A 26263-nucleotide genomic window follows, 5' to 3' on the forward strand; every position below is an offset into this window, starting at 1 on the left:
CGCCCGCAGACCGGCGCGGACCCCCGCTGCGAGCCGGGCCGGAACCCGTCGCCGTTCCGTCGCGAATCCGTGCGTTCCCGTCCATCCGGACGCATGCTGTGAGGAACTTCCTAGCGTGTGGCCCTCCACCGGCCGCTCAGCGGCAGATACAGTCCGTCGCGAGATCGGTCAGTTCCGCCTCGTCGCCCTCACGGGCCGTCACGGCTGCCCGTGTCCGCTGACCGTCCTCGCGGTGCGGCGTCGCCGGACGCCGGAACCGCCCGAACCCATCCCATCCAACGCCCAATCACTAGAGGAGCCCGACCGGTTCCCCGGCTGACGGCTCCAGCGGGAGGCCCCACCATGGCGCGCGAGTCGGAGTCCGGACTGCCCATCGAGCCGGTGTACGGACCGGGCTCGCTGGAGGGCTGGGACGCGGCCGAAAAGCTCGGCGAGCCGGGCGCGTACCCGTTCACCCGGGGCGTGTACCCCAGCATGTACACCGGCCGGCCCTGGACCATGCGGCAGTACGCGGGCTTCGGCACGGCCGTGGAGTCCAACGCCCGCTACCGCCGGCTCATCGAGCACGGCACCGCCGGGCTGTCCGTGGCGTTCGACCTGCCCACGCAGATGGGCCACGACTCCGACGCGCCCCTGGCACACGGCGAGGTCGGCAAGGTCGGCGTGGCCATCGACTCCATCGACGACATGCGGGTGCTGTTCGACGGGATCCCGCTGGACAAGGTCTCCACGTCGATGACGATCAACGCCCCCGCGGCGCTGCTCCTGCTGCTGTACCAGCTCGTCGCCGAGGAGCAGGGGGTGCCGGCCGACAAGCTCACCGGCACCATCCAGAACGACATCCTCAAGGAGTACATCGCCCGCGGCACGTACATCTTCCCGCCCAAGCCGTCGCTGCGGCTGGTCGCGGACATCTTCAAGTACTGCAGGGCGGAGATCCCCCGCTGGAACACGATCTCGATCTCCGGCTACCACATGGCGGAGGCGGGCGCGACGCCCGCGCAGGAGATCGCGTTCACCCTCGCGGACGGCATCGAGTACGTCCGCACGGCCGTCGCGGCCGGGATGGACGTGGACGACTTCGCGCCCCGGCTGTCGTTCTTCTTCGTGGCCCGCACCACGATCCTGGAGGAGGTCGCCAAGTTCCGGGCGGCGCGGCGGATCTGGGCGCGGGTGATGCGGGAGGAGTTCGGCGCGAAGAACCCGAAGTCGCTGATGCTGCGGTTCCACACGCAGACCGCGGGCGTCCAGCTGACAGCGCAGCAGCCCGAGGTCAACCTCGTCCGGGTCGCCGTGCAGGGCCTGGCGGCGGTGCTCGGCGGCACGCAGTCGCTGCACACCAACTCGTTCGACGAGGCCATCGCGCTGCCCACCGACAAGAGCGCGCGGCTCGCCCTGCGCACGCAGCAGGTGCTGGCCCACGAGACGGACGTGACCGCGACCGTCGACCCGTTCGCGGGCTCCTACGTCATAGAGCGGATGACGGACGACCTCGAAGCCGGGACGATCGACCTGATGGAACGCGTCGAGGAGTTCGGCGGCGCCGTGAACGCGATCGAGCAGGGCTTCCAGAAGGCCGAGATCGAGCGCAGCGCGTACCGCATCGCCCAGGAGACGGACGCGGGCGAGCGGGTCGTCGTCGGCGTCAACCGCTTCACGATCGACGAGGAGGAGCCGTACGAGCCGCTCCGCGTCGACCCCGCGATCGAGAAGCAGCAGGCCGAGCGGCTCTCGCGGCTGCGTGCCGAGCGGGACGCCGGCGCTGTGGAGGCGGCGTTGGGTGCGTTGCGGAAGGCGGCGGAGGGGGACGCGGACAACGTCCTGTATCCGATGAAGGAGGCGCTGCGCGCGAGGGCGACCGTGGGTGAGGTGTGCAACGCCCTCCGGGAGGTGTGGGGGGCCTATGTGCCCCACGACGTCTTCTGAGGGCCGGCCTGACGGCCGGGTCCGCCCCGGTGGGGTTGTGTCGGTCGTGTCCGGACCACCGGCAGGTGGTGGTTGCTCGCGCAGTTCCCCGCGCCCCTAAAGGGCGGGGCTGCGCCCCGGCCCGCCCAGGGCGCGGGGCTGTGTGGATTTGCGGCTTCGCCGCGTGGCGCGCGGGTGTGGGGCTGTGCCCCGGCCCGCCTAGGGGCGCGGGGAACTGCGCAACCAGCCACGACGAGCCGTCAGGTCGTCAGCGGCCTGAAGAGGCTGGTTCTGTCGTCTCCCGGCCACCGGCAGGTGGTGGTTGCTCGCGCAGTTCCCCGCGCCCCTGAGTGGGCCGGGGCTGACCCGGCCGTCAGGTCACCCCCCGGTGGGGAACCAGGACGGGAGGGGCGGCGAGGTCGTGGCCGCCGAGGAGACGTACCCGTCCGGTCGGACGAGGAAGACCCCCGTGCCGTACGGCGCGTACGCGGGCACGCGGTGTACCCGGAGTACCCCGGGAACCGGATCCGGCAGCGCCGCGTCCGTGCCGACCGCGAGGAGCGTCCAGTGCGGGCCGCGGAAGACGTCGAAGAGCCGCACCCCGCCGGGGCTGCCGTCCGGTGCGCGGTCGCCGGCGTGCAGGGCGTCCTCCGCGAGCCCCGCCCGCGTCTCCGTGCACGACGAGCCGCCGCGGTAGCCGAGGTCGAGCTGGCGGGTGGCCGCGCCCCGCCGGGCCTCGCCCCGGTGGATCCGCGTGGACAGCCCCAGCATCGCCGCGGCCACCGGCATCCGCTCCTCCTCGTAACTGTCGAGCAGCTCCGCCGGGGCACCCAGGCGGAGCACCGCACCGAGCTTCCAGCCCAGGTTGTAGGCGTCCTGGATGCTGGTGTTGAGGCCCTGCCCGCCGGCCGGCGAGTGCACGTGGGCGGCGTCCCCGGCGAGGAAGACCCGGCCGGACCTGAACCGGGCGGCCATCGCCGCGCGCGGCCGGAAGTCGGAGACCCAGCGCACCTCGGTCACGTCGCCTGCGTCCAGGTGCGAGCGGGCGGCGACCACCTTCCGGACGCCTTCTGCCGACACCTCCGGCTCCGCGCCGTCCGTGAACTGCGCGACGAGCTGGAAGTCCGCCAGGTGCGGCAGCGGGCAGAGGCTGAGGAAGCCCGCGCCGGGTCCGGCCGGCGGGAACGCGTGCCAGTGGTCGCGGTCGAGAGCCCCGGGCCGCAGCCGGACGTCCGCGACCATGATCGGGTTGGGGTCGACCGTCTCGCCGGTCATCGCGACCCCGAGCGCCCGGCGGACGGTGGACCGGCCGCCGTCCGCGGCGACCGCGTAGCGCGCCCGCAGCGTCCTGCCGTCCGCGAGCAGGGCCCGGACCCCGTCCCCGTCCTGCTCAAGACCGTCGAGCGCGGCGCCGAACTCGACGTCCCCGCCCAGCTCCCCGAGCCGGGCGAAGAGGATCTCCTGCGTGCGCCACTGCGGCAGCAGCCACGGCATGGGGTACGGGACCGACTCCGACTCCTCCGGCTCGCCGAACATCCGGGACTCGCCGTCGGGCGCGCCGTCCCGCCAGTTCAGCACGGTCGGGGCGGGGCCGCCCGCGGCCAGCACCGCATCGATCACCCCGAGGTCCTCAAGGACCTCCATGGTGCGCGGCTGCACCCCCTTGCCCCGCGAACCGGGAAAGAGCGCCCCGGCCCGCTCGATCACCCGGGCACGCACGCCCCGGCGCGCCAGATCGCAGGCCAGCGCGAGGCCGGTCGGACCCGCGCCGACGATGAGTACGTCGTCCGGTACGTCGTCCGGTGCGCGGTTCGGTGCGCCGTCGATGGGCCCGGTTCCCCGGGCACCGTCCACCGTCCGGGTCCCCTCCGGCTGCCGTTCTCCGCCCGCTGTTCCGCTCATGGCCATCCCCGTTCCGTCCTTAACGTTGTTAAGTTCGCCTTTTCCGGAGCATGCCCTTAACGGCGTTAAGCTGTCAACCGTGGCAGCGACACGTACGGGCCGGCTGGACCGGCGCAAGGTGGCGGACACCGCTCTGCGGCTTCTCAACGAAGTGGGCCTGGAGGGGCTGACCCTGCGCGGCATCGCCGCGGAACTCCAGGTGAAGGCGCCCGCCCTGTACTGGCACTTCAAGGACAAGCAGGCGCTGCTCGACGAGATGGCGACCGAGATGCTCCGGCGGATGGGCGACGGCCTCCAGCAGGCGCCCGAGGACTGGCGGGAGGCGGTGGCCCGCTCCATGGGGAGCATGCGCGAGAACCTGCTGCGGTACCGCGACGGCGCCCGGGTGTTCAGCGGTACGCGGTTCACGGACACGTCGTTCGCGGGGCCCATGGAGGCGAACCTGGCGGCGCTCACGAACGCCGGCTTCACGCCGGCCGCGGCGGCGCGCGCGTGGCACACGGCCTACAGCTTCACCATCGGCTTCGTGATCGAGGAGCAGGCCATGAGCGCCGTGGAGGACGGCGCTTCCTCGCCCGACCTGGAGGCCCGTGCGGAGAGCCTGGAGGGGCACCCGCTCGCGGCCCGGGCCGGCTACGAGTACTTCCGCGACTACGACCGCGGCTTCGAGGAGGGCCTTCGGGCCGTGATCGCGGGCGTGGCGGCCACGCTGCTCACGGCGGCTCCCGGGGAACCCCCGGGCGGGGCCCGGGCGGGCGGGCCGAGGGCTGGTCCCGGCGGGCCCCGGTGAGGGGCCGCTGTCCGGGGGCTGCCCCTGCCGTGCGTCCGGAGGCTCGGGTGCGACCCGCGGAAACTCATCGGGTGCGCCCCCGGAAACTCATAAGGGCGCGGCACCGGACGTCATGCCCGGTGCCGCACCCTGCTGAGCGATCCGTCAGGCGCGGCCCTGCCGGCGCGCCCTGCTGCGGCGTACCGCGCGGGTGATGACCGGCGGCAGGACGTCCACGGCGAGGCGCGCGGCGGGGGAGCGGCCGGTCTTCTTGGCCGGGCTCGCGGCGGGCGCCGAGGCCGCGGGTGCGCCGGCCGCGGGCGCCTTCTTCGGCGCGGCGGCGGGGGCGGGCGCGCCGTGCCGCGAGAACGGGAAGTCCGGGGCGTTCATGCCGCGGGAGCGGAGCCGGACGAGGCGGTGCCCGGCGGCCTCCTGGAGGCTCAGCCCGCAGTCCTCGCGCCCTTCGGCCATCGCGATCAGCTCGTCCTGGATCGGCTCCGGGTCGTCCCAGGTGCCGTAGAGCTTCTGGGTGCTCAGGCAGATCGGACGCAGCCCGCGGTTGAGGACCGCCTCCCAGGTGGCGACGGCCACACCGGGCGTGTGCTCCGAGCGGAAGTCGTCGAGGACGACGACGCCGCCGGGCGCCAGCACCTTCTGCGCCGTGGCGATGTCGCCGTACACGTGCTCGTACAGGTGCGACGCGTCGACGTGCACGAACCGGCACGTGCCCGCCTCGACGTGCTCGGCGGCCAGGGAGCTGGGGCCCTGGAGGACCTTCGGCAGCTCGTCGTGGAACGAGAGGTAGTTCCGCTCGAAGGCCTCGCGGGTCAGCATCGAGTACGACTTCTTCATCTCGTCGACGTTGGCCGTGTCGGGCGCGTCGGACTCGAACAGGTCGCAGACGGTGAAGTGCTCGTCGTCCCTCAGGTGCCGGCCCAGGAAGATCGCGCTCTTCCCCATGAACACGCCGAGCTCCAACAGGTCACCGCGCTGGCCTTGGGTCTCCTGCCGGGTCAGCAGCCACTCGAACAGGACTTGGTCGAGGGCGGGGAACCAGCCTCGAACGTCGCTGAGTTCTCGGGGCAGCGGAGCGGTCTCGTGCGTTGTCGTCATGGGCGAACCTTCACGATGCGGACGGTGGGGCCTGCGATCGGACCGCTGGGGGACGGGCCTTGGCAAGGGGGACATTTTCAGTATGGAGCGGGCATATCAGACACGCGCGGCGCCACATGGGCTGTTCGAGTGGAGAAGGGCCCGCGGTGACCGCGGTGGGTTCCACCGGCCGGCCGAGTCCGGGGTCCGGCCTCCACCGGGTCCTGCTGCGCTCCCGCAGCGGCTGCCCGCGATGCCCTCGACTATGCCGGTTGACCGATGGCGGCCCGAGGACGGGCGAATGAAGAAATGTTTCATTGTCGCGTCATGTGGAATTAACTTTACCGCCCCGGATCAGCCCCTTTTCTGCATCAGGGGGTCGAGATCCAGGGCAGGGGAAACCACGCCCCTGGCCGCCGCCGTTCGATTTCCGGGACGGGCGTGGCAGGGGCGTTCCGCGGTGCAGCTAGCGGGGCGTGGGGGCCGCGAGGGCCTTGCGGAGCTTCGGCGTCGCCCACTTCTCGACGTACCGGTTGAGGAGCCAGGCCAGCAGCAGCATCCCGGCGATGGAGAGCGTGAACGTCGCCCAGGAGGGCACGCCCAGGCCGCGGTGGAGCATCCTGACGGCGACCCAGCCCAGGTGCTCGTGCACCAGGTAGAAGGGGTACGTGAGCGCCCCGGCGACGGTCAGCCAGCGCCAGTCGGCCCACTTGAGGGCGCCCAGCGCGATGGCGCCGACGAGCACGTAGCCGAGCGTGACGATCAGCATGATCACCGACGCGTGCCGGTACGAGAAGAAGTCAGGGTTGGGCGCGTGCCACAGGCTCGCCACGGCGTAGTGCTGCCCTATGAGCCAGTTGACGACCACGATGCCCCAGGCCACGGCGTCCCGGCGGTTGCGGTGCAGCAGGTACAGGCCCATGCCGCCGATGAAGTACGAGGCGTACTGGGGCATCAGCACCAGGTTGAGCAGGGGCTGGTTCGCCGCCTGGGCGATGGCGGCGCCCATCGTCCACATCGCGCAGAACAGCACCACCCTGCGGCGGGTGACGCCCGGCAGCACCAGGAAGAGCGCGAAGAGCGCGTAGAAGCGGATCTCCACCCAGAGCGTCCAGTCCACGCCCAGCACCCGGTCCGCGCCCAGCGGCTCCTGGAGCAGCGTCAGGTTCACCAGGGCGTCACTCGGGGACACCGTGCGGTACACCACCGGCGGCAGCGCGAAGACCAGCGTGATCAGCACCACGGCGACCCAGTACGCGGGCATCAGCCGGGAGACCCGGGAGGCGAAGAAGGACCGCAGGGGCCGCCCCCAGCCGCTCATACAGATGACGAAACCGCTGATCACAAAGAAGATCTGCACACCAAGGCAGCCGTAGGCGAACCACTGGTGCATCGTGGGGAACTGGTGCCGCGGCGTGTCGCCCCAGGCGCTCGCGATCACACCGTCGCGGCCGCCGTAGTGGTACACCGCCACCATCAGCGCCGCGACCAGCCGCAGACCGTCCAGCGCGCGCAGCCGCCCGCCGCCGCGCTGCGCGGGGCGCCGGGGCGTGGGAATGGTCGTACGGGGCGCCGGCGGGGGTGCGAGATGGCTCGGCGCCTGGGCCGGGAGGGGGCCCGTCCGCTGGGCCTGAGCCGGATCCGGTGGTGCCTGGGACGTTCCGGGCCCGTCTTGCGTGTCCTGGACCAGCGGACCACGCGAGCCCTCTGGGGTGATCGTCACAGGTGTCCCTTCGCGGCATGCGCTCGACTACAGGGGGCGCACAGGCGCGCGCCCGGAGCGGTCAGCCTAAAACCCGCGCAACCCGAAAACCGGTACGAAAATAGTCGGTTCGCCCGGTCGACGCCACGAGTTCACCTGATGTCCGTCTCTGTTTCCCGATCCGTTGCCGGATGGAAACCCGCGAAACGTCCGGGGTTCCTGCGGCACGGGGGTGTGGAGCCGGCAGGTCCCGGGAACGGCAGAGCGCCCAGGACACGCCCGGCGCCTGGAACGTTCAGGGCGCCCAGGTCCGCCTGGGCGCCCTGAACGTTCCAGGCGCCGAGGGTGAACCTGGGCGCCCGGGAAAGCGAGCGGAACTCCGGGGCGGGGGAGCCCCGGTACGGAAAGCCGGGGCGGCCCCGCCCCGGTACGGAAAGCCGGGCCGTGTCCGGCCCGGCGTCCTAGCGCTTCACGGAGCGCCGCAGCGCCCGCGCCTGGCGCACCACACGGCGCAGCCGGGCATTGCGCGGGATGAAGGCGAGCTGCGCGGGAACGGCGCCCGGCAGGCCGAGCGCGGTGAGCCGGCGCCGCTTGAAGTACCGCCTGGTGTGCGCGTTGAGATGCCGGGAGAGGTAGGCCTCCGCGTCCGGCCGCCGGTCCGGGTAGATCTTCGGCTGCATGGCGAACCCGACCGCCGTGACGAGCCCGGTCAGCTCCTGCTTCTCGGGGTCGATGAGCTGGGCCTCCACCATGGCCCGGTCGGTCAGCTCGGGCAGCATCGTGTCCACGATCGTGACGGGCACGCGGTTGCTGTTCTGGTACGGGGTGAGGCGTTCCAGCAGCAGCTCGGTGCCGAGCCGGGCGACCGGCAGGCCGTAGAAGGTGGCGGCGGTGAACAGGGCCGTGGAGAAGCAGCCGACGACCAGCGCGGGCTGCATCCGCTGGTAGAGCACCTCGGCGAGCACGGGCGTGTCGAGGACCGTCAGGTCGGCGCCGAGCTTCTCGGCCTCGTCCTCCGCCTGCCTCGACCAGCGTGCCGGCGCCATCGGGTGGGGCTTGAACACGATCTTCTTGTGGCCGAGGGCGACCGCGCCGCGCACCATCCGGGCGTGCAGGTCCTCCTCTTCCTCGCCGGTGAGGATCTCCAGTGCGGAGAGGTACTGGCCGAGCAGCAGCGCGGGCCCGCGCAGCTCGGGCAGCTTCGTGGTGGCGGCGTCGCCGAGCTCGCCGAGCACCTTCACGAAGACCTCGGTGGGCACGACCTCCGGCTGCACGTCGAACTCGGTCAGCAGCAGCGGCGTGAGCCCGGGTACCAGGTCCAGGTGGAGCAGCCGCCGCACGCGGGTGCCCACCAGCGGGTCCAGCTTGTTGCGGGTGGGGCCGTAGCTCATCAGCCCGTCGGCGTAGACGTCGATGGGGGCGCCGGTGAAGATCTGGCTGATAGCCAGCGACGGGTTGACCTGGATGGACTCCAGGGCCAGCTCCACCGCGTCGTCGCCGAGGTCCCAGGCGAGCCGCAGATACCGTTCCCACAGGGGGATGTCGTCCGCGCGCGGGGACCAGCCGCCCGGGTGGAAGGGGAAGATCGTCTCGTTCCACGACAGGACGTCGTCGAAACGGTGCCGGAGCCGGTCGAAGCCCGCCATCTCGTCGAGCGGGGGCGTGGTCTCGGGCGTCGCCGAGTTGTTCAGGACGAGCAGGATCGAGCGGTCCGTGGCGGTGAAGCAGTCCGCGTCGATGGCCGCGGCCAGGGTGGCGGCGCCGTACAGCGTGGAGGCGCAGTAGATACGGGTGGTCCTGCGGCGGGCGGCCAGCGGCGCCGCGCCCGGGAGGGCCGTGGTGCTCACGCGGCGGCCTCCCCGGCCGACACCGGGCGGCGGCGCAGCCTGCGCAGCCGGCTGGCGCGCTGGATGTCCATGGAGTCGAGGGCGTCGTCCAGGATCGCCTGCGGCATCCTCTTCAGCGCCGCCGTGCTCATCGCCTTCAGTTTCCGCGCCACGGGGGGTTCGAACCTTTCGATGGAGCCCAGATGGTGGGAGATGATCGCGCAGTAGGTGCGCACCGCCTTCGGCAGCAGGCTGTCCGCCTCGGGGTCCTGAGCGGTCTCCTGGATCACCTGGTCGAAGGCCCGGATGAAGTCGAGCTGGCGGACGTCGCCGATCTGCGTGAGAGAGGATGCCACGCCGCGGCGGTAGAAGACACCGAGCAGGCTCACCGCGGCGAAGGACTCCGCCTCGCGGTGCAGCTTCCAGATCCACGGCCGGTCCTCGGCCGTGCGCAGCCCGTCCCTGAAGTGCAGCACGCCCTTGTCGATCAGCCGCCGGTGGTAGATCCCGGCCCAGGCGTAGGCGTAGTCGACGGAGGTGGAGCGGTGTGCCGGCAGGATCGCGTCCCGCGGGCGCATCACCTCACCTCGCCTGCCGTGCGGGACCCGGTGCACGCTGCGCGCCCGCGCGGTGCACTGCACGTGGTCCGTGCGCACGAAGTCGCAGCCCAGGGCCTCGATGGCGCCGACGAGCTGGGGGTAGTACCCGGGTGCCAGCCAGTCGTCGCCGTCCAGGAACGTCAGGTACTCGCCCTGGGCCGCGTCGATGCCGGTGTTCCGCGCCGTCGCGAGGCCGCCGTTCTGCTCATGTCTGATGAGCTTGGAGCCCGGCAGGTCGCGTACTGCCTGCTCAAGGATGTCCGGAGTGCCGTCCTTCGAACAATCGTCGACGAAGATGAATTCGTAGCCGTCGCCCGCGTTCGCGCGCAGGCTTCTCAATGTGTCGGGCGCATATTGCTGCACGTTGTAGAACGGCACAATGACGGAGAGCTTAACCACGTCCGTGACGTTAGGGGACCCCCTCATCATTCGGCGTGGCTCTTGGTGAGATGGAAGGTGAACGACACGTGACGATCTGGTGAACTCAGCCTTTTTCCCTATGGTCGAGGCGTTGCGTATCCATTCGTCGACCCTCTGTTAACCGTTTGTTGGCCTTGGGTTGGGCCGCGGCTACGAATGCCTTCCTAGCGTCGCAGACGTGCCAGCAAGTACCTCGAAGCCCCTGCGGGTGGCCGTTCTCGCGGACTCCGACACCCGGTGGAAGTGGGGGGCGCTCACCGCTTCCCGCATCGTGTCGGATGCCCGCCTCGACGGCTACCTCCTGCGTGGCCGCGCCACGCCGACGCCCCGCCAGCTCTCGGAGGTGGGAATCGCCGCGGACTCGCTGCGCGAGGTCACCGCGGTCGAGTTCCTCCGCGAGATGAGCGGCAAGGCCCCGCAGGACGCGGCCGCCGACGGCGCGCCCGCGGACGGCGCGCCCTCCGAGGGCGTGCCCGCCGGTGGCGGAAGAGAGGCACGGCTGCCCGATGTGATCATCCTCGCGCTGGTCGGCGGCGGCGTACAGGCGCTCCTGCACGGCCTCGCGCGTGCCTGGGAGGGCCGCACCCACCGCCCCGTGGTCGTCACCGGCTACGTCGGCGTGGTCTACGAGAAGCTGGCCGACGGCTTGCTGCTGCGGCACGGCGCCGACATGGTGCTCGCCAACTCGCGGCAGGACGCCGAGCGCTTCCGCGGCGTCTACACGGGCGTCGGCGCCGACGACACCTCGGTCGTCGAGACCGCGCTGCCCTTCCTCGGCGGCGCCCCGTACACGGCGCCCCACACCCCGTACACGGTCGTGTTCGCCGCGCAGCCCTCGGTGCCCGAGACCCGCGCCGAGCGCACCCACCTGCTGAACCGCCTCGTCCAGCACGCCCGCATGCACCCCGACCGCGAGGTGCTGCTCAAGCTGCGCAGCAAGCCCGGAGAGCACACCACCCACATCGAGGAGCTGCCCTACCAGCGGCTCGCCCAGCGCGCCGGCACCCTGCCCGGGAACTTCAAGACCGTCTACGGCCACATGGGCGAGGTGCTCGACCGCACCGACCTGCTGGTCACCGTCTCCTCCACGGCCGCCCTGGAGTCCCTGCACCGCCGCATCCCCACGGCGATCCTGACCGACGTCGGGGTGCGCGAGAAGCTCGGCAACCACCACTTCCTCGGCTCCGGCTGCCTCACCTCCTGGGACCGGCTCGACGCCGGGGAACTCCCCGCCCCCGACCCGGCCTGGCTGGGGCGCCAGGGAGTCGCGGCGGACGGCGGCTACGAGAAGGCGTTCGACGCCGCGCGCGAGCGCATCGCCGCGCTGCTGGCCGGCGACGGGCTCCCGCCGCTGCGGCCGTACTACACGAGCGTCACCGCACCCGGATACCTGCCCGGCATCCTCGCCCGGCACCACCTGGACCCCGGCGGCAGCCCGCTGCCGGGTGCCCCCGGGGCCGACAAGGCGCCCGGCCCCGTGCGCCAGGTGGTGCGGCGCGCCGCGCGCGGCGCGTACCGCCACGGAGTGCAGCGGGTGGCGCCGGTGATCCGGCGGATGGGTGAGCTATGACGGGTCCGGCCGGCCCCGGGCGCCTCACCTCGCGCGGACCCGTCCTCGATCACTCCGAGGGCCGCCGGGTCCCGGGCGAGGGGTGCGGAATGGGTCATTCCGGCATCTTGCTCCCGCCGTGCACGGTATTGTCCGCGCCTGTGGGTCCGCCGGGGGGAAGCCTCTCCCGGCACCCCGTCCGTGAGCCTCGCGGAGCCGTCCGCGCCGGCCGGCGCCTCGTTCTGAGCGGTCGCCGGGCCGGCCGCCGCAGAGCCGCCCACGACGGTCCGCCGCCCATTCCCCACCGCTGCCACCACCCTCACTGTTCCCTCTAGGAGTTCCCCATGCCCCACCCGGAAGCGGGTAACGCGACGCCGGTTCGGCGCGTGCTTGCTGTGATCCCGGCGCGCGGCGGTTCCAAGGGCGTCCCCGCCAAGAACCTCGCCCCGGTCGGCGGTGCACCGCTGGTGGTGCGCGCCGTGCGTGAGTGCCTCGCCGCCCGGCTGGTCACCGACGTCGTCGTGTCCACCGACGCCGACGCGATCGCCGACGCGGCCCGCGAGGCCGGCGCCGAGGTCGTGCTGCGCCCCGCCGCCATCGCGGGCGACACGGCCACCAGCGAGGCCGCCGTCCTGCACGCCATGGACGCCCACGAGGCGCTGCACGGCGCCCGGGTCGACGTCGTGCTGCTGGTGCAGTGCACCAGCCCCTTCATCGTCCACGAGGACATCGACCAGGTGGTCGCGGCGGTCGCGGAGCACGGTGCGGACACCGCGCTCACCGTCGCCCCCTTCCACGGCTTCGTCTGGCGCGACGCCGACGACGACCCCGTCATCGGCTCCCAGCGCGGCGGCTCGGTGACCGGCAAGGCACAGTTCCAGGGCACCGCGGTCACCGACTCCACCACCGTGCACGGCGGCTACGGCGTCAACCACGACAAGTCGTTCCGGCCGCGCCGCCAGGACCGCCCCCAGGACCTGCTGGAGACCGGGGCCGTCTACGGCATGGCCGCCGCCGCGTTCCGCGAGCACAAGCACCGCTTCTTCGGGCACACCGAGCTTGTCAGGACCGACCCGGCGCGCGTCCTGGAGGTCGACGACCCGCACGACCTGGCCCGCGCCCGCGCCCTCGCCTCCCTCTTCGACACCGGCCGCCCCGCCGCCGCGGACGCCGCCCGCCCGGATGCCGCACCCCTGGCCTCCCGTGCGGACGCCGCCCCCGGCACGGCGGACACGCCGGTCCGGCACCTTCCGACCCGCGACGACATCGACGCGGTCGTCCTCGATTTCGACGGCACCCAGACCGACGACAGGGTGCTGATCGACTCCGAGGGACGGGAGTTCGTCTCCGTGCACCGCGGCGACGGACTCGGTATCGCAGCCCTGCGCAGGTCCGGGCTGCACATGCTGATCCTGTCCACGGAAGAGAACCCGGTCGTCGCCGCGCGCGCACGGAAGCTCAAGATCCCCGTGCTGCACGGCATCGACCGAAAGGACCTCGCACTCAAGCAGTGGTGCGAGGAGCAGGGCATCGCGCCGGAGCGCGTGCTCTACGCGGGCAACGACGTCAACGACCTCCCGTGCTTCGGCCTCGTCGGCTGGCCCGTGGCGGTCGCGAGCGCTCATGACGTCGTGCGCGGCGCTGCACGCGCGGTCACCACCAACGCCGGTGGCGACGGCGCGATCCGAGAGATCGCCAGCTGGATCCTCGGCCCTTCTCTCGACTCCCTCGACAAGTAAGGACCCCACCTGTCATGAGCAACTCCCGTCTGCGCCCCCTTGGTTCCAGGACCGCCGGCCCCGGCCACCCCGTGTTCATCACCGGCGAGATCGGCATCAACCACAACGGCGACCTTGAGAACGCGTTCAAGCTGATCGACGTGGCCGCCGAGGCCGGCTGCGACGCCGTCAAGTTCCAGAAGCGCACCCCGGAGATCTGCACCCCCCGCGACCAGTGGGACATCGAGCGCGACACCCCCTGGGGCCGGATGACGTACATCGACTACCGGCACCGCGTCGAGTTCGGCGAGGACGAGTACCGCGCCATCGACGAGCACTGCAAGGAGAAGGGCATCGTCTGGTTCGCCTCCCCGTGGGACACCGAGGCCGTCGCCTTCCTTGAGAAGTTCGACGTGCCCGCCCACAAGGTGGCGTCCGCCTCCCTGACCGACGACGAGCTGCTGCGCACCCTGCGCGCCACCGGCCGGACGATCATCCTGTCCACCGGCATGTCGACTCCGCGTCAGATCCGCCACGCGGTCGAGGTGCTCGGCTCCGACAACATCCTGCTCTGCCACGCCACGTCCACCTACCCGGCCAAGGCCGAGGAGCTGAACCTGCGCGTGATCAACACCCTCCAGTCCGAGTACCCGAACGTCCCGATCGGCTACTCCGGCCACGAGACCGGCCTGCAGACCACGCTGGCCGCGGTCGCTCTCGGTGCCACCTTCGTCGAGCGCCACATCACCCTGGACCGCGCCATGTGGGGCTCCGACCAGGCCGCCTCCGTGGAGCCCCAGGGCCTTCAGCGCCTGGTCCGCGACATCCGCACCATCGAGGCCTCGCTCGGCGACGGCGTCAAGAAGGTGTACGAGTCGGAGCTCGGCCCGATGAAGAAGCTCCGCCGGGTCTCGGGTGTCGTCGCCGAGCAGGAGGCCGCCGACAGCCAGTCCTCGGCCGGCTGATCACGGCCGCCGACGGTAACCGGACATGAGCCCCCGCACCGGGCAGGCGGGTCCCGAACCCGCCCAGGCCCGTACCGACACCCCGACCGCTCCCCTGCCGACCCCGACCCTCGCCTTCGTCGAGAGCCCCGTCCAGCTGCTCAACGTCCTGGAGTGGGCCCACCAGCACGCTCCGGACGGTGCGCACGACGACGGCGCCGGGGACGGCGCCCGGGATGACGGGGAGGGCGCGGGGCCCGAGCGCGCACCGGCGGGTGCGCCGGTGGGCGGTGCACTGCACCGCGCGCGGGGGCTCGGATCCGGAATCACCGTCGTCGTGCTCTCACCCACCGACCCGATGACCCGCGGGCAGCTCCGGCGGATGACGGAGCTGGCCCGCGACGAGGGCCATCACATCCGGTGGGAGGAGGCGCGCGGCGCCAGCACGGCGCCGCTCGCCACCGTCCGGGGTCTCGCGCCGCTGCTGCGGGCCGCACGCCGGATCGTCATCGGCGACCCCTTCTCCCGGTACGTGCAGCTCCTGCTGACCATCACCCGGGCCCGTGACCTGGTCGTCGTCGACGACGGCACGGCCACGATGGAGTTCGTCACCCAGCTCGCCCGCGGGGAACGCCTGGTGCGCTGGCACCGCCGGGGCGGGCGCCGCGGGCCGCGCGACATGGTCTTCGCGCCGGTCTCCGCCTCGGCACGCCGCCGGCTCACTCCCGGGCACGGGCGCACCGTCGAGGTCTTCTCCTCCATGCCCATCGAGGACGTGCCGGACGGCGTCCACCTCACGTCCAACGACTTCGGCTGGACCCGCGCCCGCTTCGGGCCGCCCCGGGTCGCCGACGGCGCCGACCTCGTCGGCACCTCCCTCGTCGAGACGGGCGTCGTCGACCTCGAACGCTACCTGGCGGCCGTGAGCGCCCTGGCACGCGAGCACGGCGCCGTCCGGTACTTCGCGCACCGCCGCGAGGACACGGACAAGCTGCACCGGCTGTCCACCGAGACCGGCCTCCAGATCCTCCGCCCCGACCTGCCGCTCGAACTCATCGCCCGGCGGGGCCCCATCGGATCGACGATCGTCAGCTTCCCGTCCACGGTCGTGCACACCCTCCCGCTGGCGCTGACCGGCACCGGCGTCAAGGTCGCCGTCTGCGACATCGACCCCGCCTGGCTCACCGCCCACGCCTCCCCCCGCGCCGAGGGCTTCCTCGCCGGCGTCACCGGCACGGCCCGCGGCGTCCAGCGCCTCGGGCAGCGGGCGTCGGTGCCGGGGCAGGAGAGTCGGAAGGGTGCTCCCGTGCCCGCCGCCTCGGAGGGTGGCCCCGGTCGGGAGGGGCGGCCCGAGCGGGAGGTCATTCCCGGGCAGGAGTCGCCCCAGAAGCGGAGGGATCGGCTTACGCCGCCGCGGGTTTGAGGGGCGCCCCACTAGGCCGTGTCCGGCGGATCTTCGTGGGCCCGCGACTCCCCCACTGCCTGAAGGGCGTGGGAGGTGCCCCCGGCAGTTCCCCGCGCCCCTGGGTGGGCCGGGACGGACCCCGGCGGCCGGTGGCCGGACACCGGGACGCCCGGGAGGGGCGGGGCTCAGCGGGCCGCCGCGGCCCGCAACATGACCTCCGCACCGAGCCGCACCGCGGCCTCCCGCGTGGTCTCGGCCAGCATGGGCGAGCGAATGGGACCGCCCTGCGCCAGATGCCGGTCATACGGCACCGACACCACGGGCACCCCGCTCTCCCGCAGGTGCGCCGCCGCGGCCCTGCCGTCGAGCGTCGCGTCGGGGGAGTGCGCGGTCAGCGCCACCACCGTGCTGCTGAGGGCCGAACGCGGCAGCGCGGCCAGCCAGTCCAGCACGATCCGCGTGCTGTTCACACCCTCCGCCGTCATCGGCGCGACCACGATCCGGGCGTGCGCGGTGTCCATGGCCGTGCGCGCCACCTCGCCCGGCAGCGTCTCGCAGTCCACCACCGTCACCGCGAAGTAGCGCTTCAGCGCCTGCGTGACCCGGAAGTAGGTCTTCACGTCGAGCGGCGCGCCCACCCGGCCCTGGCTCGCCGGCAGCAGCCAGCCGCCGTCCGCGACCGGCACCAGGTAGCCGGTGAGGTCGGTGAGCTGCATGCCCGGATAGATCAACTGCACCAGTTCCATGGCGGACCAGCGCACCGACTCCGCACCCATCCGCACCGGAAGCGTGCCGAGCGCCGCGTCCGCCTCCAGGGTCAGCACCGGATCCTGCCGGTGCCGGTTGAAGGCCTGGCCCAGCAGCGCGGTCACGGTGGTCTTGCCGACCCCGCCCCTGATCGACGTCACCGCGATCACACGGCCGCTGTTCACCGGCGACTGGATCTGCACGGCCAGCATGGCCTGCTCGGTCTTCCCCACGTCGGTGTGGGCGAGCCTGCGCAGCGAACGCCCCGTGCGCCGCGCCACCGACTCACCGTGCTGCGGCCGCCCCAGCGCGATGGCGAGCCGCGGGTCGACGGTCGGCACGGAGTGCGGCGTCGGCAACGAGATGTGCGTGGCACCACGTTGCGTCTGCACGGCACCGGTGGTGGGCGCGGGTGCGGGTGCCGGTACCGCTGCGGGTGCGGGCGCGGTTGCCGACGCTTGGCCGGGTGCCGGTGCGGGTGCGGCCTGGTAGGGGCCGGTGGGGGTGGGTGGCGCCTGGTACGGCGCGGCGGGCGCGGCAGGGTGGACCGGGGCGGAGGCGGAGAGGGCGGTCGGGGGAGACACGGCCGCGGGGCTGGCGGGGGCCTGCGAAGGTGCTGGTGCTGGTGCTGGTGCTGGTGCTGGTGCTGGTGCCGGCGCGGCGATGGGGTGCGCGCCCGTGGGGGCGGTCTGGGGTGCCGGCGCGGGGGCGGGTGGTGCGGTTGCGGCGGGCGTCACCGGTGCCGGGGCGGCGGGTGCCGCCGGTGCCGGGGTCGGCGGCGCGGGCTCGGGCTGGGCGGTCGGCAGCGGGTGGGCATCCACGGGGGGTTCGGGATCCGCGGCCGTCAACTCCTCCCCGACGGGCCGCCCTTGCTCGGCAGGCAGCGGCTGGGCCGGCGGGAGCGGCGCCGGGGCGGGAGCCGCCGCCGCGGCGTCCACCAGTCCCGGTGCGGCAGCGTCGTCCGTTCGGGCCGCGGGAACGCTGTCTTCGGGCTCCGCGGAGGCCATGTCGTCCGGTTCGAGGGCCGGTTGGACGGGCTCGACGTCCGCGGATCCGGGGGCGGCCACGGCGGCCGCCGGTTCTGCGGACGCCGGTGCGACCGGCGCATCCGCGACGAGGGCCGGCTCCTCGGGCGCTTCGGCGAGGGGCGCGGATTCCAGGGGTGCTTCGGTGACGGAGGCCGATTCCAGCGGCGTCTCGGCCGCGGTCCCGGATTCCGCCGGCGCCTCCGCGGCAGGGCTCGCCTCCACCGGCGTCCCGGTGGGCGCCTCTACGCCGTCGTCGCCTGCTGCCACAGGGGCCACAGGGGCCACAGGGGCCACAGGGGGCGCAGGGGACACCGGCGCCACCCCGTCCAGCGATTCCAGCGCCGACCGCACACGCTCCGATGGCAGGTGCGCCTCGGCCTCCCGGGCCGGCGAGGGAGCATCCTCCGGCCGCACCACCGGAGGCACCGCGTCCTCCGGCGCCCCGTACACCTGCGAGCCCCCGTCCCCACCGCCGAGGACATCCCCATCCCCGTCGCCAACCGGGACATCCCCGCCTTGGAGGCCGTCCTCGACGGCGACAGGAGCGGCGGGCGCCTGCGCGGCAGGCTTTCCCAGCGAGACCCCAGGCGCCTGCGCGGCAGCCTTGACCACCGGTCCGGCAGCCTCGGCCGCCGACCCGTCGGACGGGTCCACCGACCCGCCGGACGCCTCCCCCGAGCCGTCGGACGCCCCCGCACCAGGCCCCCGCCCCGCCCCCGCCCGAGCCGGCGGCAGCGTTGTCAGCGGCAGCGTCGACCACGGGTCCATCGCCTTCGCACCGGAGCCGGAGCCACCGGAGCCGGAGCCACCGGAGCCGAAGCCACCTGAGCCGGGCCCACCGGAGCCGGAGTCACCGGAGCCCTCTCCGGGCGTCTGCGACCCGTCGCGCTCCCCCTGCGTTTCCTGGCCCATGCGGACTTCTCCATCCCCACGTATCTCGATGACCCCGTACGCACCCGGAGCACGGCACCGTTCGGGCACCGTCCGGGCGCAGTGCGGTGCCCGACCCGTCATGCCCGCCCGGCGCGGACGCCCGTGCGCGTCCTAGGATCATCCCGTACTCGGAGCCGCGGGCCCACGCCCCCCACGGGCTGTTACGAAAACCCGCGAGCCCGGTGCCGCGCGGGTCGGGCGCGGCGACGGCGTGACGCCGCTTCAAGCCACGGCACGGCCGGACCCCGGGTGCCCCGGGTGCTCCTCCCGGGGGCTCCCTGGATACCCTCGGTGAAGGCCCCGGCAAAAATCAGATTTATACCCGTTCCGCTGACAGATCATGCAAGGAAGAGACGATTCTTCCCGGCTACCTGGCCGAAATTATGGTGATCGAGAGGTGGCGGACACCCAAAGGGGCCTACCCTTCAAAGGGTGAACCAGCTAACGTCCTCCGCGTCTCCGGCCGATCTGCCTGGGGAAGCCGACCGGCCGGGCGTGCCGCCCGGCGCCGCACTCCCCGGGACGCTGTCCGGGGAACTCCGCGCAGAGCTCGTCGCGTTTCGGCGCGATCTGCACATGCACCCCGAGCTCGGCAACCAGGAGTTCCGCACCACAGCGGCGCTCAAGGCCCGGCTGGAGCTCGCCGGACTGGAGCCGCGGGTGCTGGCCACCGGCACCGGCCTCATCTGCGACATCGGTGTCGCGCCCGGCCTGAGCCCCGCCCTTCCCATGCTGGCCCTGCGCGCCGACATCGACGCGCTGCCCATCCCGGACACCAAGATCGGCTGTGTCTACCGCTCCACCGTGCCGGACCGCGCGCACGCCTGCGGCCACGACGTGCACACCACCGTCGTGCTCGGCGCCGGCCTCGTCCTCGCCGAGCTGCACCGGCAGGGCGCTCTGCCCCGGCCCGTCCGGCTGATCTTCCAGCCCGCCGAGGAGGTGCTGCCCGGCGGCGCGCCCGACGCGATGGACGCCGGTGTGCTGGAGGGCGTCGGGCGGATCATCGCGGTGCACTGCGACCCCAAGGTCGACGCCGGGCGGATCGGGCTGCGGCACGGTCCGATCACCTCCGCGTGCGACCGGCTGGAGATCGCGCTCGACGGCCCCGGGGGCCACACCGCGCGCCCGCACCTGACCACCGACCTGGTCACCGCTGCCGCCCGCGTCGCCACCGACGTCCCCATGCTGGTCGCCCGCCGGGTCGACGCCCGCTCGGGGCTCGCCGTGACCTGGGGCCGTATCGAGTCGGGCCACGCCTGCAACGTGGTGCCGCAGCACGCGGAGCTCTCCGGCACCGTCCGCTGCCTCGACCTCGACGCCTGGCGGCAGGCGCCCGACCTGGTGCACGCCGCGATCGACGAGATCGCCGGCCTCTACCGCGCCAAGTCGGAGATCAACTACATCCGCGGGGTGCCGCCCGTCGTCAACGACCCGCTCGTCACCGAGCTCCTGCACGACGCCATGGCGGCCAGGCGCGGCACAGGCTCTGTGGAGGACACCCTCCAGAGCCTCGGCGGCGAGGACTTCTCCTGGTACCTGGAGCAGGTGCCCGGCGCCATGGCCAGACTCGGCGTGCGCACCCCCGGCGAGCGCGTCTCGCGCGACCTCCACCAGGGCGACTTCGACGCCGACGAGTCCGCGATCGACGCCGGCGTGGAACTCTTCACCGCCGCCGCCCTCCTGGACGCCGAGCGCTTCTGAACGCCGAGCGCTACTGGACGCTGAGCGCTTCTGAGCGCCCTCCGCTTCCGAACGCTTCCGAACGCTTCCGAACGGCACGCGCCGGGCAGGACGACAGCCGCCCGGACGCCGCCACCGCGAGGCAGCCGCCACCCGCCGGCCACGCCTCGGCACTCCTCAATTCCGGTCCCCGTCACCCCGGTGGCCGGAATTCGCTGTTCCTCGGCGGTAGTTCATCCGATCGTCTCCGGCCACTTCCCGGACGTTCCCCGCAGGGTTCGCGTCGATCCGGTAACGGCTTCGCAAGACCGCCTTATCCGTTATCTACGCGCGTTACGATGCGGCGGGAAACCAGCGCCGTGAAGTGGCGCTTCAGGTCAGGTTGAAGGAGCCTTTCTTGCGCCGGGTAGCCAAGATCGCCGCTGCGTGTCTCGTATCCGCAGCCCTCGCAGTTTCCGCCACCGCGTGTGGCAGCACGTCCTCCGAGAAGGAGTCCGGTTCGGACAAGGGCTCCGGCGGCAAGGGCGGTTTGAAGGTCGGTATCGCCTTCGACGTCGGTGGCCGTGGTGACCGCTCCTTCAACGACTCCGCGGCCCGTGGCGGCGAGAAGGCGAAGGGCGAGTTCGGCGTGCAGCTCAAGGAGCTGACCGCCAAGGACACCGACACCGAGGCCGACCGCGAGCAGCGCCTCACGGACATGGCGGACGCAGGGTACAACCCGATCGTCGGCGTCGGCTACGCCTACGCCGCGTCCATGGCCAAGGTCGCCAAGGAGTACCCGAAGACCACCTTCGGCATCGTGGACTCCGTGGTGAACGCGCCGAACGTCAACAGCATCGTCTTCACCGAGGAGCAGGGCTCCTACCTGGCCGGTGTCGCCGCGGCGCTGAAGACCAAGAAAGACCACGTCGGCTTCATCGGCGGTGTGGACGTCCCGCTGATCAAGAAGTTCGAGGCGGGTTACGTGCAGGGTGTCAAGGACACCAACCCGAAGATCAAGATCGAGCGGCAGTACCTCAGCCATGGCTCCGACACCTCCGGCTTCAGCAGCCCCGACAAGGGCAAGGAGGCCGCGCAGGGCATGCTCGACAAGGGTGCGGACGTCGTCTACAGCGCGGCGGGCAGCTCCGGCAACGGCGCGATCGAGGCCGTGCACGGCGTCAAGGGCGCCTGGGCGATCGGCGTGGACTCCGACCAGTACAACATCCCGGGCCTCGCGCAGTACAAGAGCTCGATCCTCACCTCGGTCGTCAAGAACGTCGACATCGGCGTCTACGACCTGATCAAGTCGGTGCACGACGGCAAGCCGCAGACCGGCACCAGCACCTACTCGCTCGCCAAGAACGGCGTCTCGCTCGCCACCAGCGGCGGCTTCATCGAGGACATCCAGCCCAAGCTGGACGCGGCCAAGAAGAAGATCGTCGACGGCGACATCAAGGTCAAGACCACCCCGTGACGAACGCTCCCGGCCGCCCGTGGCGGCCCGGCCCCGGCGCCCGCGCCGGCACCGGGCCCGCCCGGACCCCGGGAGCGCCGCATACCCGGCCCGGCGCGGGGAGACGCTCGGCGCCCCCGTGCCGGGCCGTGACAGCGCCCGGCACCGCCCGTGCGCCGGATCACGGCAGTGCCCCGCGCGGCCACCTCGCCGCCGGGTGCACGGCCGCTGACAGTGCCCGGCGGCGGCCGCAACAATGTGCCAACGCCCCGCGAGCCGCCGGGCCCCGCGAGCCCAGCCTGACCCAAACGAGAGGCCCTAGCGTCCCGGCAGCGTCGGACGCGACCGTCCCTCCGCCCGCCGGGAGCCCTCCGCCCCCGCCCGGACGGACCGCCCCTCCCGCCGCCCCCTCGTGATGGAGAGTGCGCCATCAACGCCTCAAGCCCTCCCGCCGTGGAACTCCGCGGGATCACCAAGCGCTTCCCCGGCGTCGTCGCCAACCGGGACATCGACATCACCGTCCACCGCGGCACCGTGCACGCCCTCTGCGGGGAGAACGGCGCCGGCAAGTCCACCCTGATGAAGATCCTCTACGGGATGCAGAAGCCCGACGAGGGCACCATCGCGGTCGACGGCGAGCAGGCCTCGTTCCAGACCCCGGCGGACGCCATCGCGCGCGGCATCGGCATGGTGCACCAGCACTTCATGCTCGCCGAGAACCTCACCGTCCTGGAGAACGTCGTCCTCGGCGCCGAGAAGCTGCACGGCATCGGAACCCGGGCGCGCGCCCGGATCACCGAGATATCCGACGCCTACGGGCTCGGGGTGCGACCCGGGGCGCTGGTGGAGGAGCTGGGCGTCGCCGACCGCCAGCGGGTGGAGATCCTCAAGGTCCTCTACCGCGGCGCGCGCACCCTGATCCTCGACGAGCCGACCGCCGTGCTCGTCCCACAGGAGGTGGAGGCCCTCTTCGACAACCTCCGCGAGCTGAAGTCCGAGGGCCTGACCGTCATCTTCATCTCCCACAAGCTGGGCGAGGTGCTCTCCGTCGCCGACGAGATCACCGTCATCAGGCGCGGCACCACCGTCGGCACCGCCGACCCGCGGAGCACCACGTCCAAGCAGCTCGCCGAGCTGATGGTGGGCAGCGAACTGCCCTCGCCGCAGACGGAGGAGTCCACGGTCACGGACACCCCGATGCTCCAGCTGGATTCGCTGCGGCTGACGCAGAGCGGCCTCGACGGCGTGGAGCGGATCGTCCTGGACGACATCTCGTTCACCATCCACCACGGTGAAGTGCTCGGCATCGCGGGCGTCGAGGGCAACGGGCAGTCCGAGCTCGTCGAGGCCGTGATGGGCATCCGTGATCCCGACAGCGGCACGATCACCCTGGACGGCCGGGACATCTCGCACGCCCCGACCCGGCGGCGCCGCGAGGGCGGCGTCGGCTACATCCCCGAGGACCGGCACCGGCACGGCCTGCTGCTGGAGGCGCCGCTGTGGGAGAACCGGATCCTCGGCCACGTCACCGAGCGGCCCAACTCCCGCGGCGGCCTGATCGACGTCAAGGCATCCCGCGCGGACACCGAGCGGATCGTCGCCGACTACGACGTGCGCACCCCCGGCATCGAGGTGACCGCGGCCTCGCTCTCCGGCGGCAACCAGCAGAAGCTGATCGTCGGCCGGGAGATGAGCCACCGCCCCAAGCTGCTGATCGCCGCGCACCCCACCCGCGGGGTGGACGTCGGCGCCCAGGCGCAGATCTGGGACCAGATCCGCAGGGCGCGCCGCGAGGGCCTTGCGGTGCTGCTGATCTCCGCCGACCTCGACGAGCTGATCGGCCTCTCCGACACGCTGCGCGTGATGTACCGGGGCAGGCTCGTCGCGGACGCCGACCCGGCCACCATCACCCCCGAGGAGCTGGGCTCCGCGATGACGGGCGCGGCCTCCGGGCACCTGGAACACCCCGCCGAGGCGCCACCGGACGGCGCACAGGATCCGGCGGACGGGCGCGGCGGACCGGCGGCCGAGCCCGGCTCACCCACCGGGGCCGGGGGCGAGGCCGGGGCCGCTGCCATCCCGCCGCAGCAGGGCACCGCCGGCACCCCGTCGGACACCGCCGCCAGCGAGGACGAGCGCCGATGAAGAACCTGACCGCACGCATCGACAGGGAGCGGCTGTTCCTCGCCGTGGCGGCGCCCGCGCTGGCGATCGTCGCCGCCCTGCTCGTCACCACCCTGGTGATCCTCGCCACCGGCAAGGACCCGTCCGCCGCGTTCAGCGACATGCTGAGCTACGGCACCGCCAGCGACAGCCAGGTCTACATCCTCAACAAGGCGACGACCTACTACCTCGCGGGCGTCGCGGTGGCCGTCGGCTTCCGGATGAACCTCTTCAACATCGGCGTGGACGGGCAGTACCGGCTCGCGGCGTTCTTCGCCGCGGTGCTCGGCGGCGCGCTCACCCTGCCGGGCATCGTCGCCGTGCCGCTGATCATCCTCTGCGCGATGGCGACCGGCGCGCTGTGGGCCGCCATCGCGGGCATCCTCAAGGTGACCAGGGGCGTCAGCGAGGTGATCTCCACGATCATGCTCAACTCCATCGCCACCGCCGTCATCGCCTACCTCCTCCAGCCCGGGCAGCTCGGCCAGCTCGACCAGGCCGGCACCCTCGTCTCCACCAAGCCGCTGCCGAAGCCGTCGTACTTCTTCAGCTTCAACGCCGGACCCGCGGGCGAGCTGTGGGGCTTCATCGTGATCGCGGTGCTGGTGGGCGTCGTGTACTGGTTCGTGCTCGGCCGCACCCGGTTCGGCTTCGACCTGCGCACCGTCGGACGCTCCGAGTCGGCCGCGGACGCGAGCGGCGTCAGCGTGAAGAAGATGGTCGCCACCAGCATGATCATCTCGGGTGCGGTGGCCGGCCTGATCGGCATGCCGACACTGCTGAACGACAGCCACCAGTACAGCAACGACTTCCCCGCCGGCGTCGGCTTCACGGGCATCGCCATCGCCCTGCTGGGCCGCAACCACCCGGTCGGCATCGCGCTCGGCGCGCTGCTCTGGGGCTTTTTGGAACGCACCACGAACCACCTGGAGTTCCAGGGCTACGACAAGGAGATCCTGGGCGTCATCCAGGGCGTCATCGTGCTCTGCGTGGTCATCGCCTACGAAGTCGTCAGGCGCTACGGGCTCCGCCGCCAGCAACAGCGCGTCGGCGCCGAGCTGGCCGCGGCGGCCCGGGGGGCCGCTTCGGCCGCCACCGCCGGCCCCACCGAGAAGCAGGAGGTCGCGCGATGACCACCCAGACCACGACGCCGGGGACAGCGCCGGCCGCGGCCCCCGCGGTCTCGGGCGCCACGCGGGGCACCCGCTGGACGCTCACCCGGATCCTGCTCGTCGCCGGTGCCGCGCTCGTCCTGGTCTCGCTGGTGCGCATCGTCACCGGCTCCGACCAGCTCACCTCCGAGGGCCAGATAGGCGCCGCACTCGGGCTCGCCGTGCCGATCGGGCTCGCCGGCCTGGCCGGCCTCTGGTCCGAGCGGGCCGGCGTGGTCAACATCGGCCTCGAAGGCATGATGATCCTCGGCTCGTTCGGCGCCGGCTGGCTCGGCTGGCAGACCAACCCGTGGCTCGGCCTGCTCTGCGGCATCGGCTTCGGCGTGCTCGGCGGCCTGGTGCACGCGGTCGCCACGATCACGTTCGGCGTCGACCACATCGTCTCCGGCGTGGCGATCAACCTCCTCGCGCTCGGCGCCACCCAGTACCTCGCCAAGCTCTCCTTCGCGACGGGCGACGCCGCCGCGAAGGGCGGCAACCCCAAGCAGTCGCCCCCGGCGGGCTCGCTCGGGGACATCACCGTGCCCGGCCTGTCCGACGGGCTGATCTCGGTCCAGAACCACCACTGGTTCCTCGTCTCCGACCTCGCCGGCATCCTCGGCGGCCTGGTCACCGACCTCTCCGTGGTCACCGTCATCGCCGTGCTGCTGTTCGTCGGGAGCTGGCTGCTGCTGTGGCGCACCGCCTTCGGGCTGCGGCTGCGGTCCTGCGGCGAGAACCCGATCGCCGCGGAGTCCCTGGGCGTGCACGTCTACTCGTACAAGTACGCGGCCGTCGCGATCTCCGGCGGCCTCGCCGGGCTCGGCGGCGCCTTCCTCGCGCTGGTCACCTCGCACATCTACCTGGAGGGACAGACCGGGGGCCGCGGCTACATCGGCCTCGCCGCGATGATCTTCGGCAACTGGCGGCCCGGTGGTCTCGCCATGGGCGCGGGCCTCTTCGGCTTCGCCGACGCCCTCCAGCTCCGCAACGGCGGCGAGACCGTGCACTCCCTGCTGCTCCTGCTCGTCGTGTTGCTGGCGCTGCTCGCGGGCTGGAAGCTGTATCGCAGGGCCCTGTGGCAGGGCGTGGTCAGCGCGGTGGTCGCGGCCGTCGTGCTGGTCTGGTACCTGCTGACGGACACGGTGCCCGGCGACTTCGTCGGGGCCACCCCGTACGTCGTCACCCTGCTGGTGCTGTCGCTGTCCGCGCAGCGCCTGCGGATGCCCAGGGCCGACGGGATGCGCTACCGGAAGGGGCAGGGCACGTGACGCACGGCGGCGACCGGGGGA

17 protein-coding genes are annotated in these 26263 nt (G+C 72.5%); 11 read left to right on the forward strand and 6 right to left on the reverse strand.

The window, feature by feature from the left end; all coding sequences use genetic code 11:
* The first annotated feature begins 342 nt into the window (after positions 1 to 342).
* On the forward strand, positions 343 to 1926 hold the full coding sequence (locus tag Sm713_RS03885; RefSeq protein WP_212908278.1) for a methylmalonyl-CoA mutase: 1584 nt from the start codon (positions 343 to 345) through the stop codon (positions 1924 to 1926).
* A 357-nt stretch (positions 1927 to 2283) separates the two neighbouring features.
* Here the strand turns inward: Sm713_RS03885 and Sm713_RS03890 are convergent, their stop codons facing one another.
* Positions 2284 to 3807, reverse strand: coding sequence for an FAD-dependent monooxygenase (locus Sm713_RS03890; RefSeq protein WP_212908279.1), 1524 nt, complete (start codon positions 3805 to 3807; stop codon positions 2284 to 2286).
* Positions 3808 to 3886: 79 nt separating this feature from the next.
* On the opposite strand from Sm713_RS03890, the gene Sm713_RS03895 reads away from it, so the two are divergent.
* Positions 3887 to 4597, forward strand: coding sequence for a TetR/AcrR family transcriptional regulator C-terminal domain-containing protein (locus tag Sm713_RS03895; RefSeq protein WP_249416065.1), 711 nt, complete (start codon positions 3887 to 3889; stop codon positions 4595 to 4597).
* A 144-nt stretch (positions 4598 to 4741) separates the two neighbouring features.
* On the opposite strand, the gene Sm713_RS03900 is transcribed toward Sm713_RS03895, so the two are convergent.
* The 4 genes from Sm713_RS03900 to Sm713_RS03915 all read right to left on the reverse strand — a co-directional run bounded on the left by Sm713_RS03900 (position 4742) and on the right by Sm713_RS03915 (position 10194).
* Positions 4742 to 5689, reverse strand: coding sequence for a class I SAM-dependent methyltransferase (locus tag Sm713_RS03900; protein ID WP_212908281.1), 948 nt, complete (start codon positions 5687 to 5689; stop codon positions 4742 to 4744).
* 445 nt (positions 5690 to 6134) lie between these two features.
* The gene (locus tag Sm713_RS03905; protein WP_249416507.1) at positions 6135 to 7226 is read right to left on the reverse strand and encodes an acyltransferase; all 1092 of its coding nucleotides are present in this window, start codon (positions 7224 to 7226) and stop codon (positions 6135 to 6137) included.
* A 605-nt stretch (positions 7227 to 7831) separates the two neighbouring features.
* Positions 7832 to 9217 (reverse strand): alpha-2,8-polysialyltransferase family protein, encoded by a 1386-nt coding sequence (locus Sm713_RS03910; RefSeq protein WP_249416066.1) that lies wholly within the window; start codon positions 9215 to 9217, stop codon positions 7832 to 7834.
* Positions 9214 to 10194 (reverse strand): glycosyltransferase family 2 protein, encoded by a 981-nt coding sequence (locus tag Sm713_RS03915; RefSeq protein WP_212908283.1) that lies wholly within the window; start codon positions 10192 to 10194, stop codon positions 9214 to 9216. Before Sm713_RS03915 ends, Sm713_RS03910 begins: the two co-directional genes overlap by 4 nt.
* 199 nt (positions 10195 to 10393) lie before the next feature.
* Between Sm713_RS03915 and Sm713_RS03920 the strand changes: the two genes are divergently transcribed.
* The 4 genes from Sm713_RS03920 (at position 10394) to Sm713_RS03935 (ending at position 15849) form a co-directional block, all read left to right on the forward strand.
* On the forward strand, positions 10394 to 11785 hold the full coding sequence (locus Sm713_RS03920; RefSeq protein ID WP_212908284.1) for a DUF6716 putative glycosyltransferase: 1392 nt from the start codon (positions 10394 to 10396) through the stop codon (positions 11783 to 11785).
* 323 nt (positions 11786 to 12108) lie between these two features.
* Positions 12109 to 13503 carry an N-acylneuraminate cytidylyltransferase gene (locus Sm713_RS03925; protein WP_212908285.1) on the forward strand — a complete coding sequence of 465 codons (1395 nt, stop codon included), beginning with the start codon at positions 12109 to 12111 and terminating at the stop codon, positions 13501 to 13503.
* Positions 13504 to 13517: 14 nt separating this feature from the next.
* On the forward strand, positions 13518 to 14447 hold the full coding sequence (locus Sm713_RS03930) for an N-acetylneuraminate synthase family protein (protein WP_212908286.1): 930 nt from the start codon (positions 13518 to 13520) through the stop codon (positions 14445 to 14447).
* A gap of 25 nt (positions 14448 to 14472) precedes the next feature.
* Positions 14473 to 15849: a hypothetical protein gene (locus tag Sm713_RS03935; protein ID WP_249416067.1), complete on the forward strand. Its 1377-nt coding sequence runs from the start codon at positions 14473 to 14475 to the stop codon at positions 15847 to 15849.
* Between the two features lie 167 nt (positions 15850 to 16016).
* Here Sm713_RS03935 and Sm713_RS03940 read toward each other — a convergent pair whose 3' ends face one another.
* Positions 16017 to 17873 carry a hypothetical protein gene (locus tag Sm713_RS03940; protein WP_249416068.1) on the reverse strand — a complete coding sequence of 619 codons (1857 nt, stop codon included), beginning with the start codon at positions 17871 to 17873 and terminating at the stop codon, positions 16017 to 16019.
* Positions 17874 to 18971: 1098 nt separating this feature from the next.
* Here Sm713_RS03940 and Sm713_RS03945 point away from each other — a divergent pair.
* From Sm713_RS03945 to Sm713_RS40095, 5 genes are all read left to right on the forward strand, one after another.
* Positions 18972 to 20243: an amidohydrolase gene (locus tag Sm713_RS03945; protein ID WP_212908287.1), complete on the forward strand. Its 1272-nt coding sequence runs from the start codon at positions 18972 to 18974 to the stop codon at positions 20241 to 20243.
* Between the two features lie 376 nt (positions 20244 to 20619).
* Positions 20620 to 21678, forward strand: coding sequence for a BMP family protein (locus tag Sm713_RS03950; RefSeq protein ID WP_212908288.1), 1059 nt, complete (start codon positions 20620 to 20622; stop codon positions 21676 to 21678).
* Positions 21679 to 22110: 432 nt separating this feature from the next.
* Positions 22111 to 23802 carry an ABC transporter ATP-binding protein gene (locus Sm713_RS03955; protein ID WP_212908289.1) on the forward strand — a complete coding sequence of 564 codons (1692 nt, stop codon included), beginning with the start codon at positions 22111 to 22113 and terminating at the stop codon, positions 23800 to 23802.
* The gene (locus tag Sm713_RS03960; protein WP_212908290.1) at positions 23799 to 24953 is read left to right on the forward strand and encodes an ABC transporter permease; all 1155 of its coding nucleotides are present in this window, start codon (positions 23799 to 23801) and stop codon (positions 24951 to 24953) included. The genes Sm713_RS03955 and Sm713_RS03960 overlap by 4 nt, the downstream gene beginning before the upstream one ends.
* On the forward strand, positions 24950 to 26242 hold the full coding sequence (locus Sm713_RS40095; RefSeq protein ID WP_249416069.1) for an ABC transporter permease: 1293 nt from the start codon (positions 24950 to 24952) through the stop codon (positions 26240 to 26242). The genes Sm713_RS03960 and Sm713_RS40095 overlap by 4 nt, the downstream gene beginning before the upstream one ends.
* Positions 26243 to 26263 lie beyond the last annotated feature (21 nt).

The organism is Streptomyces sp. TS71-3 (assembly GCF_018327685.1).
GTDB lineage: Bacteria > Actinomycetota > Actinomycetes > Streptomycetales > Streptomycetaceae > Streptomyces.